At 39.0% G+C, this 15,306-nt stretch carries 14 protein-coding genes; all 14 read left to right on the top strand.

The window, feature by feature from the left end; all coding sequences use genetic code 11:
* Positions 1–82: 82 nt before the first annotated feature.
* The 14 genes from rplS (at position 83) to hslU (ending at position 15,247) form a co-directional block, all read left to right on the top strand.
* Positions 83–427 (top strand): 50S ribosomal protein L19, encoded by a 345-nt coding sequence (gene rplS / locus FH508_RS05370; RefSeq protein ID WP_139860434.1) that lies wholly within the window; start codon positions 83–85, stop codon positions 425–427.
* Between the two features lie 112 nt (positions 428–539).
* Positions 540–1,106 carry a signal peptidase I gene (gene lepB / locus FH508_RS05375; RefSeq protein WP_173477780.1) on the top strand — a complete coding sequence of 189 codons (567 nt, stop codon included), beginning with the start codon at positions 540–542 and terminating at the stop codon, positions 1,104–1,106.
* Positions 1,107–1,243: 137 nt separating this feature from the next.
* Positions 1,244–2,119: a ribosome biogenesis GTPase YlqF gene (gene ylqF / locus FH508_RS05380; protein ID WP_173477779.1), complete on the top strand. Its 876-nt coding sequence runs from the start codon at positions 1,244–1,246 to the stop codon at positions 2,117–2,119.
* 115 nt (positions 2,120–2,234) lie between these two features.
* Positions 2,235–2,990, top strand: coding sequence for a ribonuclease HII (locus tag FH508_RS05385; protein ID WP_173477778.1), 756 nt, complete (start codon positions 2,235–2,237; stop codon positions 2,988–2,990).
* 15 nt (positions 2,991–3,005) lie between these two features.
* On the top strand, positions 3,006–4,901 hold the full coding sequence (locus tag FH508_RS05390; protein WP_173477777.1) for a hypothetical protein: 1,896 nt from the start codon (positions 3,006–3,008) through the stop codon (positions 4,899–4,901).
* On the top strand, positions 4,898–5,206 hold the full coding sequence (locus FH508_RS05395) for an EscU/YscU/HrcU family type III secretion system export apparatus switch protein (RefSeq protein WP_173477776.1): 309 nt from the start codon (positions 4,898–4,900) through the stop codon (positions 5,204–5,206). Before FH508_RS05390 ends, FH508_RS05395 begins: the two co-directional genes overlap by 4 nt.
* A 155-nt stretch (positions 5,207–5,361) precedes the next feature.
* Positions 5,362–6,522: an ADP-forming succinate--CoA ligase subunit beta gene (gene sucC / locus FH508_RS05400; RefSeq protein ID WP_173477775.1), complete on the top strand. Its 1,161-nt coding sequence runs from the start codon at positions 5,362–5,364 to the stop codon at positions 6,520–6,522.
* Positions 6,523–6,539: 17 nt separating this feature from the next.
* Entirely contained in the window at positions 6,540–7,442 is a 903-nt protein-coding gene (sucD, locus tag FH508_RS05405) for a succinate--CoA ligase subunit alpha (protein ID WP_173477774.1), read from the top strand.
* Positions 7,443–7,695: 253 nt separating this feature from the next.
* Complete coding sequence (gene dprA / locus FH508_RS05410; RefSeq protein WP_173477773.1) at positions 7,696–8,592, top strand: DNA-processing protein DprA; 897 nt, start codon at positions 7,696–7,698, stop codon at positions 8,590–8,592.
* A 91-nt stretch (positions 8,593–8,683) separates the two neighbouring features.
* Positions 8,684–10,762, top strand: coding sequence for a type I DNA topoisomerase (gene topA / locus FH508_RS05415; protein WP_173477772.1), 2,079 nt, complete (start codon positions 8,684–8,686; stop codon positions 10,760–10,762).
* A gap of 18 nt (positions 10,763–10,780) precedes the next feature.
* Positions 10,781–12,094, top strand: a complete 1,314-nt coding sequence (trmFO, locus tag FH508_RS05420; protein WP_173477771.1) for an FADH(2)-oxidizing methylenetetrahydrofolate--tRNA-(uracil(54)-C(5))-methyltransferase TrmFO — start codon at positions 10,781–10,783, stop codon at positions 12,092–12,094.
* A 285-nt stretch (positions 12,095–12,379) separates the two neighbouring features.
* Complete coding sequence (gene xerC, locus FH508_RS05425; RefSeq protein WP_173477770.1) at positions 12,380–13,279, top strand: tyrosine recombinase XerC; 900 nt, start codon at positions 12,380–12,382, stop codon at positions 13,277–13,279.
* A gap of 22 nt (positions 13,280–13,301) precedes the next feature.
* On the top strand, positions 13,302–13,847 hold the full coding sequence (gene hslV / locus FH508_RS05430; RefSeq protein WP_024362042.1) for an ATP-dependent protease subunit HslV: 546 nt from the start codon (positions 13,302–13,304) through the stop codon (positions 13,845–13,847).
* Entirely contained in the window at positions 13,847–15,247 is a 1,401-nt protein-coding gene (gene hslU, locus FH508_RS05435) for an ATP-dependent protease ATPase subunit HslU (protein ID WP_173477769.1), read from the top strand. The genes hslV and hslU overlap by 1 nt, the downstream gene beginning before the upstream one ends.
* The last annotated feature ends 59 nt before the right edge of the window (positions 15,248–15,306 follow it).

Here is a 15,306-nt window from a genome sequence, read left to right on the forward strand (position 1 = left end):
ACTTCTATGTGAAGTGCTGAATTACGGTGTTCCGCTGTGGCATAGATTGCGTGCAAGAGCATCTGTCTAAGGAGAGAAAACAATGTCAAACATTATTACAGAAATTACTAAAGCTCAGCTTCGTACTGATCTACCTGCTTTCCGTCCTGGTGATACTGTTAAGGTACACGTGAAAGTAGTAGAGGGTACACGTGAACGTGTCCAAGTATACGAAGGTGTAGTTATCAAACGTCGTGGTGGCGGTATTAGCGAAACTTTCACAGTTCGTAAAATTTCTTACGGTGTAGGTGTTGAACGTACATTCCCTGTACACACACCAAAAATCGCTAACTTAGAAGTTGTACGTCGTGGTAAAGTACGTCGTGCTAAACTTTACTACCTACGTAACCTACGTGGTAAAGCTGCTCGTATTAAAGAAATTCGATAATTATGACTTAAAAGTGAGGGGCTTGTATTGCAAGCTCCTTTTCTTTTTGCTTGTCATCTTAAATAATAATCATCTAAAATGAGGATGAGGATAGACAAGGGGGCAATTCATAATGGAAAAACAAGTGAAAGAAAAGAATGAATTATGGGAATGGACAAAGGCGCTATTAATTGCATTTGCGATTGCAGCAGTTATTCGTTATTTTTTATTTACACCGATTGCAGTTGATGGAGAGTCCATGATGCCAACCCTTGAAGATGGCGACAGAATGATTGTTAATAAAATTGGTTATAAAATTGGTGAACCAAAGCGCTTTGATATTGTTGTGTTCCATGCACCAGAACAAAAAAACTACATTAAACGTGTTATTGGGTTACCAGGTGAAACGTTAGAATATAAAGATGATCAGTTATACATTAACGGTGAACCGATAGACGAGCCTTATTTAGATGCCTACAAAGCCAAAATTACAGAGGGTACATTAACAGAAGATTTTACGTTAAATGACATTGATGTATCACTTAATGATGTAATCCCAGAGGGCTATGTTTTTGTCATGGGCGATAATCGTCGTTATAGTAAGGACAGCCGTCATATTGGAATCGTCGATCAGAAAGAAATAATAGGTAATACGAGCCTTATTTTCTGGCCGTATAGCGATATAAAAATTGTGAAGTAATGTTTGAAAGGGAGGCGAACCCTCCCTTTCTTAACGTCTAAGAACATAAGTTATCTTATTCGATTTTAGCATTTGCACTGCGCGTTAATGACGTGTACAGGAGGCGAATGCGCTTTTCTTATTTAGGAGGTATAGAAATGACTATACAATGGTTTCCAGGGCATATGGCGAAGGCCCGCCGTGAAGTAACAGAAAAATTAAAGCTAGTAGATATTATTTTTGAATTGATTGATGCACGTTTGCCTCTATCTTCTAGAAATCCAATGATTGATGAAGTTATCAATCAAAAGCCACGATTGCTTATTTTAAATAAATCAGATATGGCAGATGAACAGGAAACACGCAAATGGGTAGAGTACTTTGCGCAGCATGGTCATAAGGCGGTGGCCATTAATTCTCTTGAAGGGAAAGGGTTGCAACTCGTTACAAAGGCAGCTCAGGAAATTTTAAAAGAAAAATTTGACCGCATGAAGTCTCGTGGAATGAAGCCAAGAGCAATCCGTGCAATGATAGTAGGGATTCCGAACGTTGGCAAATCAACACTTATAAATCGATTAGCGAAGAAAAATATAGCGAAAACAGGCAATATGCCAGGTGTAACGAAGGCCCAACAGTGGATTAAGGTCGGCAAGGAACTAGAATTGCTTGATACTCCAGGGATTTTATGGCCAAAGTTTGAAGATCAAGAAGTCGGCTACAAGCTAGCATTAACAGGCGCTATTAAAGATACTATTACAAATATGGAAGATTTAGCTGTTTACGGATTGCGGTTTTTATCGACGCATTATCCAACACGCATGGAGGAACGTTATGGTTTCCGATTTATGCATGAGGATTTAGTAGAAACTTTTGACCATATCGGCAAGCTTCGTCGTGTTTTTGGTGCAGGTGGAGAAATCGATTATGATCAAGTAGCACAACTTATCGTTCGAGATATTCGTGGGTTACTTTTAGGGAAGCTAACATTTGACTTTGTTGACGAACAGCTTGAAAAAGAAGCAACACAGCAATAATGTGCGAAAAAACTGCCATGCTCACGCAATAAAACGTGAGCATGGCAGTTTTTCTTTTAGGAAATAGTAGTTGTTGCCGATAAAGGATATAGAGTGAGAAAAAGGGAGTAAAATGATGAAAACGATTAAAGAGATTACAGCAGCATTAAAAATAGCTGAGGATTGGCAAGAATGGATGACAGCAGTTGCAGATGATGAACGTGCAGGCGTGCAGAAAGCGTGGCTTAGTTGGAAAAAACGGCAGGACAAAAAACAACAACTAATTGACGAACATCAAGCTAAAATAGATTTCGATCATCGCTACGGTGGCAAAGATGCATTGATTGCAGGTGTGGATGAAGCTGGACGTGGGCCATTAGCTGGACCAGTTGTAACGGCGGCTGTTATTTTGCCAAAAAACTGTGATGCTCTTGTTGGATTAAATGATTCGAAGCAATTAACAAAGGAAAAACGTAATGCCTTTGCAACATTGGTAAAAGAGCATGCTATTAGTTATTTTATTCATTTTCAATCAGCAAAAACCATTGATGAACTGAACATTTACGAAGCGACGAAGCAATCGATGAAAACAAGCGTGGAATCATTGTCTATTATGCCTGATTATGTATTAGTTGATGCAATGACATTACCAATAGCAATTCCTCAGGATTCCATTATTAAAGGAGATGCTAAAAGCTTAGCGATTGCAGCGGCTTCTATTTTAGCAAAAACGGCTAGGGATGATTATATGGAACAATTGGATAAAGATTTCCCTATGTATGGCTTTGCACAGCATGCTGGTTACGGTACGAAACAACATTTAGAGGCACTTGAAACATTCGGACCAACAATACACCATCGAAAGTCATTTGAGCCTATAAAATCCATGTGAGAAAGGAGTATTTAGATGACAGCTACATCGTTTAATCCGATACAAGCGCAATCAACTACTTTAATGCAAGCGAATCAACCACTTGCGTTAAAGCAAGGACAAGTATTTCATGGCACAATTAAACAACTATATCCAGATCAAACAGCAGAAATTCAGGTTGGTAATCAAAAACTCATTGCTAAACTTGAAGTACCACTTAAAGCAGGGGATGCACATTTCTTTCAAGTAACAGGGACAAGTCCACAAACAGAGTTAAAGGTTGTTACAGGACCAATGGGACAAGAAACTTCCGCGAGTCAGCAAATAAATCAGCTACTTGATTCGATGAATTTGCAAAAAACGACGGAAATGCAGCAAGTATTAGCGCATTTTATAAAGGCGCAAATCCCGATATCTAAGGAGCAGCTCCTACAGGCAGAGATGTGGATGAAGGCATTACCCGAAGGTGTGACAAAGATGGATGCTTTGCAAGCATTACAAAAAATGGTCGAACTGAAAATGCCGATGCTTCAAGATGTGTTCCAAGCGCTCGTTAGTGGGCAAAAAACATCAGGCATGACGGCTATTATGGATACCTTTACACAGTTATTAGCGAAGGATACGGTATTGCAAGAAAATATGAAGCAAAATTTGATGCAACAAGTGACAGCGATTGCAAAGCCGTTTGAAGCAGAAACGGGAGCGTTAGTGCTATCAAAGTCAATACAACTTTTAACGAATAATGCTGCATCTGTGAGCGAGCGATTACAAGCATTAAATTTGTTAAAGGAAGCAGGGATTTTACCGCAACAGGCAACTTTACAAAATTGGGCGTCATTAAGTGATACAAAATCTGTGCAACAAGGCCAACAACAACAGGCTGGCCAAGTAATTCAAACGATTTTAGCGACAAACCCAGAAAATAAAGCCCAGCTTATTGACCAGCTAAAAGCTTGGACAGCGAGTCAAGGTTTATTGACGAATGAGCAAAAGTTACAACTTAACCAAATGATTGATAGATTGAACCAACTACCAATTAATAAACAAACATTAGACATATTTGCAAAGCAAATGCAGGAGCAATTAATCAAAGCTTTTACTCAAAATATACCCGAGCGATTATTTACACAAGATGCGAATGGTCTTTCTGTAAAGGAACATTTATTATCGTTGGTAAAGCAACAAACAACTTTACCAGCACAAAATGAAGCACTATTGCGCAATCTTGTGAAGACTAGTATTGAAACGCCACAGCCAGGGATTCAGCAACTGCTGACAGAAGCTGATGCACATGTCCGCAATTCGATGGATAGTAAGGCAATGGAACATGCGCTCAAAACGGTTTTGAAAAGTCTGGGTATTAGCTATGAGGCTGCACTTAGTAGTAAATCTGCAGATTTACAAACGATTGCACACCAATTAAAGCCTCAGCTCCATACATTGCTTCAGGAGGCGCAAATTACACCACAGCTAAAAGAAGCTGCTGAAATGTTAATGACACGTATGAATGGCATGCAGCTTGTGTCTGGAGAAAATGGTCATCAACATCAACTTGTGATGCAAGTACCACTTGAGTTTTTCGGTAAGAAAATGGATGCGACATTACAGTGGAATGGGCGAATGAAAGAAGATGGAAAGATTGATGCTAACTATGCGCGTATATTATTTTATTTACAAATGGAATCAATGAAGGAAACCGTTATTGATATGCAAGTTCAAAATCGTGTCGTAACGGTCACTGTATTTAATGAGCAAACAAATATTATTCCGCTTGCTGATCCACTAAAAGATGCATTAAAAATAGGTCTAGCTAAAAAAAATTATCAGCTTTCAGGAGTCTTTATTAAAAAATTTGAAAAAGCCCAACTAGAAAAAACACCCCCTGTAGTACAACAGCAGGAGGAAAATAGTGGGGTGGATTTCCGCATATGAGTGAAGAAAAAAAGACTCGTAAAGAAGCAATTGCTCTAACTTATAAGCTAGGACAATTAGATAGCCCCTCTGTCGTGGCAAAAGGTAAAGGCAAGGTGGCGGAGAATATATTGGCACGGGCAAATGAGCATAATGTGCCTATTTATGAGGATCCAAACCTTGTCCAATTACTTGGACAATTAGATTTAAATGAGTCCATACCTGAAGAATTATACCAAGCTGTGGCAGAAGTTTTTGCATTTATATATCATTTAGACCAAGAACATAGCAAAAATATAGAAAAAATAAAGTATTCTGATATTTAGAATTCTCTGTTTTAGTACACGAAGTAGAAGAAAACGTCATAAGATTAGAGAATTTTTGAACGAAAGACAAAGTGTAGACTTTATCAGAATCTTTCGTTAGAATAGATTATGTTAGTAAAACAATTTTATGCAAATGTTTGATGGGAGGATGTATTATGAATATCCATGAATATCAAGGGAAAGAAATTCTGAGAAAATATGGTGTAGCAGTACCAAATGGAAAAGTTGCTTTTTCCCCTGATGAAGCAGTGAAGGTAGCGAAGGAACTTGGCTCAAATGTTACTGTAGTCAAGGCGCAAATTCATGCAGGTGGACGCGGTAAAGCGGGTGGTGTCAAAATCGCAAAAAACCTTGATGAGGTGCGTACGTACGCAAAAGAGTTATTAGGTAAAGTTTTAGTAACTCATCAAACAGGTCCAGAAGGAAAAGAAGTAAAGCGCTTGTATATTGAAGAGGGCTCTGATATTCAAAAAGAGTATTATTTAAGTTTAGTATTAGACCGGGCTACATCTCGTGTAACTGTAATGGGTTCAGAAGAAGGTGGCATGGATATTGAAGAAGTAGCAGAAACAAATCCTGAAAAAATCTTCAAAGAAGTTGTAGATCCAGTAATCGGACTAACAAGCTTCCAAGCACGTCGCATGGCGTTTAATATGAATATTCCAGCGAACCTAGTAGGTAAAGCTGTTAAATTAATGTTAGGTTTATATCAAGCATTTATCGATAAAGATGCTTCTATTGTAGAAATTAACCCACTTGTTGTTACTGGACAAGGGGAAGTGGTGGCACTAGATGCTAAATTCAATTTTGACGCAAATGCATTATACCGTCATAAAGATATTGTCGAATTGCGCGATTTTGATGAAGAAGATCCAAAAGAAATCGAAGCATCTAAATACGATCTTAGCTATATCTCTCTAGATGGCAACATTGGCTGTATGGTAAATGGTGCAGGTCTAGCAATGGCAACGATGGATACAATTAGTTACTACGGCGGCAGTCCCGCTAACTTCCTTGATGTTGGGGGCGGTGCAACAGCTGAAAAAGTAACGGAAGCTTTCAAAATTATTCTTTCAGATCCACATGTAAAAGGTATTTTCGTTAATATTTTCGGTGGAATTATGAAATGTAACATTATAGCTGATGGTGTAGTAACTGCAGCCAAAGAAATTGGTTTATCTGTACCATTAGTAGTACGCTTAGAAGGTACGAACGTAGAGCTTGGTAAAGAAATTTTAAATGCATCTGGATTAAACATCGTAGCAGCAGATTCAATGGCTGACGGTGCACAAAAAATTGTGGAACTAGTAGGCTAAGGAAGGCAGGGAGAACAATGGCTGTATTTATTAATAAAGATACAAAGGTAATTGTACAAGGGATTACAGGCGAAACGGCGCTATTTCATACGAAGCAAATGCTTGATTATGGTACAAAAATCGTAGCAGGCGTAACACCTGGAAAGGGAGGTCTTGAAATTGAAGGCGTACCTGTATTCAATACTGTAGCTGAGGCTGTAGCGGCAACAGGTGCGACGACTTCAGTTATTTATGTACCTGCACCTTTTGCAGCAGATGCAATTTTAGAAGCTGTAGATGCTGAACTAGAATTAACAATTTGTATTACAGAGCATATTCCTGTCCTTGATATGGTTAAGGTAAAACGCTTTATGGAAGGCAAAAAAACACGCCTAGTTGGACCAAACTGTCCAGGTGTTATTACAGCAGATGAATGTAAGATTGGTATTATGCCTGGTTATATTCATACGAAAGGTCATGTTGGGGTTGTTTCTCGTTCAGGAACATTAACATATGAAGCGGTTCACCAATTGACGCAAGCTGGAATTGGCCAAACAACAGCTGTAGGTATCGGTGGAGACCCTGTGAATGGGACTAACTTTATCGACGCACTTGAAGCATTCAACAATGACCCTGACACATATGCAGTTGTCATGATTGGGGAAATTGGTGGTACGGCTGAGGAAGAAGCAGCGGAATGGATTAAAGCGAATATGACAAAACCAGTCGTTGGCTTTATCGGTGGACAAACTGCACCTCCAGGAAAACGTATGGGACATGCAGGTGCCATTATTTCTGGTGGTAAAGGAACAGCAGCTGAAAAAATTAAGGCGATGAACGAAGCTGGTATTGAAGTAGCTGAAACGCCATCTGTTATCGGTGAAACACTTATTAAAGTAATTAAAGAAAAAGGGCTATACGAAAAATGTAAAACCCATTAAAATGGAAGATGTAGCACATTGTGGCTACATCTTTTCTCTTTTTCTCTGTTTAAATGATAGTGTTTGAATTGCTCCCTCCCTTTTGGAATATTTAACACTAGAAACTCGGGTGTGAAAATTCGAGTAGATAAAGCGGCAAGACAGGGCGCTCTCTTGTGTGCATATGAGTGTATACACACATTGTTTTCTACTTTTTTGTGATGAAATGAATTTGCGGTCATTTAATTTCTTCTATTATAAAGGAGGTTTTTAAATGATTTTCTCAGTAGATACTCAGAGACTGCTAGCTATGCATTATGTATATCCATTACCACTCCAAAAACTTCAACAGTTATTGTCCCCGGTGGATGTATTAAGTTATTTAGAAGAAACACACCCTAACGAGATTGCAAGCACTTTGCAAATAACGAGGCAAAAAGCTTTGCAAATTTCTCAAAATTTCCAGCGCGTAATGAACTTGCCACTCAAAGAGGTGTACGCACAAGCAAATATTTTCCCCATACCTTTTAATCACCCATATTTCCCGGCGCAATTATTTGAAATACCTAGTCCACCTACTGTATTGTATGTGAAAGGTCAACGCGCCCTGCTGGAAAGAGATAAGCGGATAGCTATTATAGGCTCAAGAAAGGCTACAGCCTATACTAAAGTTGCAATAGACATAATCGTCCCTTCGCTTGTTGAAAACGAGTACACGGTCGTGAGTGGGCTTGCACGAGGTGCAGATACAATGGCTCATGAGGCAGCAATTAAGTTTGGAGGCCATACAATCGCAGTGCTTGGGCATGGATTTAATTTTCTATACCCAAAAGAAAACCGAGCGCTTGCTAATAAAATGGCAGAGAGCCATTTACTTATTACAGAGTATCCACCTTACATGAAACCGACAAAATGGCAATTTCCGATGCGTAACCGATTAATAAGTGGGCTGTCTCAAGCTTTAGTTGTTACGGAAGCGGCACTAAAAAGTGGAACGTTAATTACGACAGAATGTGCATTAGAGCAAGGAAAAGATGTATTTGTTGTACCTGGACCAATTCATGCAGAGCAGTCAAAAGGGACAAATAAATTACTTTTAGAAGGAGCTATTCCCGTGTGCGATGGTCACCAAATCGTTGAAACACTTTCGCTCTTTTCTAGCAAAAATTGAAAAAAAGTTGCATTATCTTAAAATCTGTTATACATTTTGCAACAGGTAACTTAAAAAATTAGCAATAGACCTCGCTAAGGGGGAGACATAGATGGCGGATTATTTAGTGATTGTAGAATCACCAGCAAAAGCAAAAACAATTGAACGTTATTTAGGAAAAAAATACAAAGTAAAAGCATCAGTCGGGCATGTGCGTGACTTACCACGTAGCCAAATGGGCGTAGATACTGAAAATAATTATGAACCTAAATATATTACAATTCGTGGTAAAGGACCTGTATTACAGGAACTTAAGTCTGCGGCTAAAAAAGTGAAGAAAGTCTATCTAGCGGCCGATCCAGACCGCGAGGGAGAAGCGATTGCTTGGCACCTTGCGACTGCATTAAATATTGATATTAACTCGGATTGTCGAGTAGTTTTCAATGAAATTACAAAGGATGCAATTTTAGAATCCTTTAAAAATCCTCGTGCTATAAATATGGATTTAGTAGATGCACAGCAAACTCGTCGTATGCTCGATCGACTTGTAGGCTATAATATAAGCCCAATTCTTTGGAAAAAGGTTAAAAAGGGCTTATCTGCGGGGCGTGTGCAATCCGTAGCATTACGTATGATTATTGACCGTGAAAACGAAATTAAAAACTTCCAGCCAGAAGAGTATTGGACAATTGAAGGTTCTTTTGAAAAGGGCAAGAAGACATTTGACGCACTATACTACGGTAACGGCAAAGATAAAATAAAATTAACGAATGAAGAGCAAGTAAAGTCCATTTTAAAAAATGTTAAAGGAACAGCATTTGAAGTCGTAAATGTGACGAAAAAAGAGCGTAAACGAAATGCCGCACCTGCTTTTACTACATCTTCTTTACAACAAGAAGCAGCGCGTAAGCTAAATTTCCGTGCGAAAAAAACGATGATGCTTGCGCAGCAATTGTATGAAGGTATTGATATTGGTAAAAAAGAAGGTACTGTCGGTTTAATTACCTACATGCGTACAGATTCAACGCGTATATCAGAAACTGCTAAGGCGGAAGCGGTTTCGTATATTGAGACAAAGTACGGAAAAGAATATATTTCGACAGAAACAAAGCAGGTTAAAAAGGCGTCCAATGCACAAGATGCCCATGAAGCAATTCGTCCTACAAGTACGATGAGATCACCAGAAGAGTTAAAAACAGTACTTAGTCGCGATCAACTACGTTTATACCGTTTGATTTGGGAGCGCTTTATTGCAAGTCAAATGGCACCTGCTGTATTAGATACAGTTGCAGTAGACCTTCAACATGGTGATGTTTTATTCCGAGCAAATGGCTCACAAGTCAAATTTGCTGGATTTATGAAACTATATATAGAAGGTACGGATGATCAAACAGAGGAAACGACGAAACTTCTACCTGAAATGGAAATTGGCGATCAGGTGAAATCACTTGAAATTGAGCCAAAGCAACACTTTACGCAGCCACCACCACGTTATTCTGAGGCGCGACTTGTGAAAACGATGGAAGAGTTAGGAATAGGGCGACCATCGACATACGCACCGACTCTTGATACGATTCAACGCCGTGGCTATGTTGTGCTCGATGCCAAAAGATTTATGCCGACAGAGCTTGGTGAAATCGTCCATCAACAAATGCTGGAATTTTTCCCTGATATAATAAATATCGAATTTACAGCAAAAATGGAACAAGATCTGGATGATGTTGAAGAAGGTAGTCGTAAATGGGTTGAAGTAATCGATGATTTTTATAAAGACTTCGAGGTTCATGTTAAGCATGCAGATGCTGAAATGGAGAAAGTAGTCATTAAAGATGAGCCAGCTGGTGAGGATTGTGAGAAATGTGGTTCACCAATGGTATTCAAGCTAGGTCGTTATGGGAAATTTATGGCCTGCTCGAACTTCCCAGATTGCCGTAACACAAAAGCCATTATGAAGCCAATTGGGGTTAAATGTCCTTCTTGTGAAACGGGCGAAATTGTGGAACGCAAAAGTAAAACTAAGCGCTTGTTTTATGGATGTAATCAATATCCAGAGTGCGAATTTGTTTCATGGGACAAGCCGATTAGTAGACCATGTCCGAAATGTAGTGCATTATTAGTAGAGAAAAAATTAAAAAAAGGTGTGCAAATTCAGTGTACGAAATGTGACTATGAAGAGACACCAACTCAATGATAGGAAGATGGTAAGAACATGACTGAACACGTTGTAAATGTAATAGGAGCAGGCCTTGCGGGAAGTGAGGCGGCTTGGCAAATTGCTAAGCGTGGTGTAAAAGTTAAACTTTATGAAATGCGTCCAGTAAAGCAAACACCTGCCCACCATACTGATAAATTTGCAGAGCTTGTTTGCTCAAACTCGCTACGTGCAAATACGCTAACAAATGCTGTAGGCGTAATTAAAGAAGAAATGCGTTTATTAGATTCTGTTATTTTAAAAGCGGCGGATGCTTGCTCCGTACCAGCAGGTGGAGCACTTGCAGTAGACCGCCACGAATTTGCTGGCTATGTAACGGAAGCAGTGAAAAATCATCCTTTAGTGGAAGTAATTCATGAAGAAGTTACTGAAATTCCAGAAGGTATTACAGTTATTGCAACTGGTCCACTAACTTCAAAAGCATTAGCTGAAAAAATTCAAGGTTTAACAGGTCTAGACTATTTGTATTTCTATGATGCAGCAGCTCCAATTATTGAAAAAGATAGCATCGATATGGATAAAGTTTATTTAAAATCTCGTTATGACAAAGGGGAAGCGGCTTATCTAAACTGTCCTATGACAAAGGAAGAATTTGATCGTTTCCGCCAAGCATTAATCGAGGCAGAAGTTGTACCATTAAAAGAATTTGAAAAAGAAATTTATTTCGAAGGCTGTATGCCAATTGAAGTAATGGCAGCACGCGGTGAAAAAACGATGTTATTTGGACCGATGAAGCCAGTAGGTCTTGAAGATCCGAAAACAGGAAAACGACCTTATGCTGTTGTACAACTGCGCCAAGATGACGCTGCAGGTACACTTTATAATATTGTCGGCTTCCAAACTCATTTAAAATGGGGACCACAAAAAGAAGTGCTGCAACTAATACCAGGCCTAGAAAACGTTGAAATCGTACGATATGGCGTAATGCACCGAAATACTTTCATTAATTCACCGAAAGTGCTAGAAAAAACATATCAGTTACGTGAACAAAAAAATGTATTCTTTGCTGGCCAAATGACTGGTGTAGAAGGATATGTTGAATCTGCAGGTAGTGGGTTAATTGCAGGGATTAATGCGGCACGTTTAGCATTAGGACAAGAGCCAATTATTTTCCCATTTGAAACTGCATTAGGTAGTATGGCGCGTTATATAACAGAAGCACAATCGAAAAATTTCCAACCGATGAACGTTAACTTTGGTATATTCCCTGAATTACCACCTGGACGTCGTTCAAAACCCGAGCGTGCGGAAATGCATGCAAATCGTGCAATGAGCACAATTCGAAATTTTGTGAATTCACAAACAATTTAATTGCCAAAGGCCTCTAAAAGTTGATATACTCTTAGAGGCTTTTTCTTTTGTGTAGACAAAATGCTTGATTACACGTATTTTATTATTTTGTATAGTGATTTTCTCAAAATATAACCATTTTCACTTGCTATATTACGAAGATAGGTATAGTGTCAATATGTATGTTTTTTAAGGATTACTTTAACGACAAATTTAATTAAATGGCAACAGTTGTTTTACCATTTGAATTTGTTGGTAATAGTAATGAGAGAAGGTTACGAATAATTCATTGGTGGTGAATCTTTCATGTTAGTTTCGTCCCAAGAAGCACTTGAACAGTTTATGCTTTACATCCAGGTAGAAAAAAACTTCTCTGTTCATACTGTGCGAGAATATGAATCAGACCTACTAGATTTTTTAGCGTTTTTACAGGCAGAAGGCGTTAATGATTTAGCCAGTGTTGAGTATATACATGCACGACTATATGTAACGAAGTTGTATGATGAAAAGAAAGCAAGAACTTCTGTATCAAGAAAAATTTCATCAATCCGCTCCTTTTTTCGCTTTCTAAATAAACAGCACGGCATGGATGATAGTGCTTTTCGATCGCTTTATCATCCGAAAAAAGAATCTCGTTTACCAAGTTTTTTCTATGAAGAAGAATTGATGCAGCTTTTTGAAGCGAATGTAGGAGATGATTTGAAATCGTTGCGCAATATGGCTATTTTAGAGTTATTATATGCAACGGGCATTCGGGTGAGTGAGCTTACATCCATTATGGTAGCGGATATCGATTTCCGTTATTCTATTGTTCGAGTAATGGGTAAAGGAAGAAAAGAACGCATTATACCATTTGGTCAATTTGCGAGTGTGGCTATACAGCACTACATAGAGCAGGCTCGTCCACGTTTGATGAAACAAACAAATCATCAGCAATTATTTGTCAATATGCGCGGCGGGGAACTTACGCCACGTGGGGTACGTCATATTTTAAATGAAATGATTAATAATACCTCACTCCATACGAAAATATACCCACATATGCTTCGCCATACTTTTGCTACACACTTACTGAATCATGGCGCGGATTTACGGACTGTGCAGGAGTTACTAGGGCACGCGCATTTAACTTCAACACAGGTTTATACGCATGTAACAAATGAGCATCTTCGTCAAACATATATGAATGCCCATCCAAGGGCATAATAGAGGCTAAGGAGGAAGGCAAATGGGACAAATCCATGCGACTACGATATTTGCGGTACATCACAATGGCGGGTGCGCTATGGCTGGCGATGGTCAAGTGACACTTGGGAATGCGGTTGTCATGAAAGGCACTGCAAGGAAGGTCAGACGTCTGTTTAATGGGCAGGTGCTAGCTGGCTTTGCAGGCTCTGTAGCCGATGCTTTTACACTTTTTGAAATGTTTGAAGCGAAATTAAACGAATATAATGGGAATTTACAGCGAGCTGCTGTAGAAGTAGCAAAACAATGGCGTGGTGATAAAATGCTACGTCAATTAGAGGCGATGTTACTTGTGATGGATAAAAGTACACTACTCCTTGTGTCTGGTACAGGAGAAGTTATAGAACCTGATGACGGTATATTAGCGATTGGTTCTGGTGGAAATTATGCATTATCAGCAGGTCGTGCTCTAAAAAAATATGCAGGTGAAACAATGACTGCCCGTGAGATTGCGGAGGCAGCATTAGAAACAGCCGCTGAAATTTGTGTATTTACAAACCATAATATTATCGTGGAGGCACTTAACTAATGACACCACAAAACTTAACCCCAAGACAAATTACTGAGCATTTGGATCGTTTTATCGTAGGGCAAAATGAGGCGAAAAGAGCGGTAGCTATTGCACTACGAAATCGCTATCGTCGTTCTCTGCTAGCGGATGAAATGAAGGCTGAAGTTATTCCTAAAAATATTTTAATGATTGGACCAACGGGAGTTGGGAAAACTGAAATTGCAAGGAGAATTGCAAAACTAACGAATGCGCCGTTCGTAAAGGTTGAAGCAACGAAATTTACAGAAGTGGGCTATGTTGGACGTGATGTTGAGTCAATGGTCCGCGATGTTGTGGAGGCTTCTCATCGCCTCGTGAAGGAAGAAATGATGGAGTCTGTGAAGGAACAAGCGGAAGAGTTGGCAAATGAAGCCATTGTAAAATTACTTGTCCCTTCTTTACGTAAAAAACAAGCTATGCAAAATCCGTTTGAAATGTTATTTGGTGGCAAAGAACAACAAACGCATGATGATACATCTTCTGAGGAAACGGAAGTACGCTCAAAGCGTGCGCAAATCGCTATTGATTTACGCAATGGCAAATTAGAAAATGAATGGGTTACTGTTGAAGTTACTGAGCAAAATCCTTCGATTTTTGATGCCTTACAAGGTACGGGAATGGATATGTCTGCCAATAACGGTATGCAAGATATGTTATCGAGCTTAATGCCTAAAAAGCAGAAAAAGCGTCGTGTCCAAGTAAAAGATGCACGTCGTATTTTAATCATTGAGGAAGCGAATAAGCTTATTGACGCAGATGAAGTGTCACAAGAAGCTATTGCTAGAGCAGAACAGTCTGGAATTATTTTCATTGATGAAATAGATAAAGTCGCGAGCAAAGATACGAATACGTCTGCTAGTGTTTCACGTGAGGGTGTCCAACGCGATATTTTACCAATCGTAGAAGGTTCAACTGTTACGACAAAATATGGTGCAGTTAAAACAGACTATATGCTTTTTATTGCTGCTGGAGCTTTCCATATGTCTAAACCGTCAGATTTAATTCCAGAGTTACAAGGACGATTCCCGATTCGTGTAGAACTTGAAAAATTAACGAAGCAAGATTTTGTTCGTATTTTAAAAGAACCAGATCAATCGCTTATTTTGCAATATAAAGCGTTATTAGAAACAGAGGGTGTAGCAATCAATTTTGCAGAAGATTCAATTGAACGAATTGCAGAAATCGCTACAGAGGTCAATCAAGAAACAGATAATATCGGGGCACGTCGATTACACACAATTTTAGAACGCTTGCTAGAAGAATTATCGTTTGAAGCGTCTGAAATTGCGCCAGCGCAAATTGAAATTACTGCTGCTTATGTTGACCAAAAATTGGCGGGTATTGTAAAGAACAAAGATTTGTCACAGTTTATCTTGTAGGCAAGGCTTGATAGTACCATTCAATTGTAAAAAACTTTAGAATATTAATTAAATACGGT

Origin of the sequence: Lysinibacillus sp. CD3-6 (assembly GCF_006351725.2) — a bacterium.
Taxonomy (GTDB): domain Bacteria; phylum Bacillota; class Bacilli; order Bacillales_A; family Planococcaceae; genus Lysinibacillus.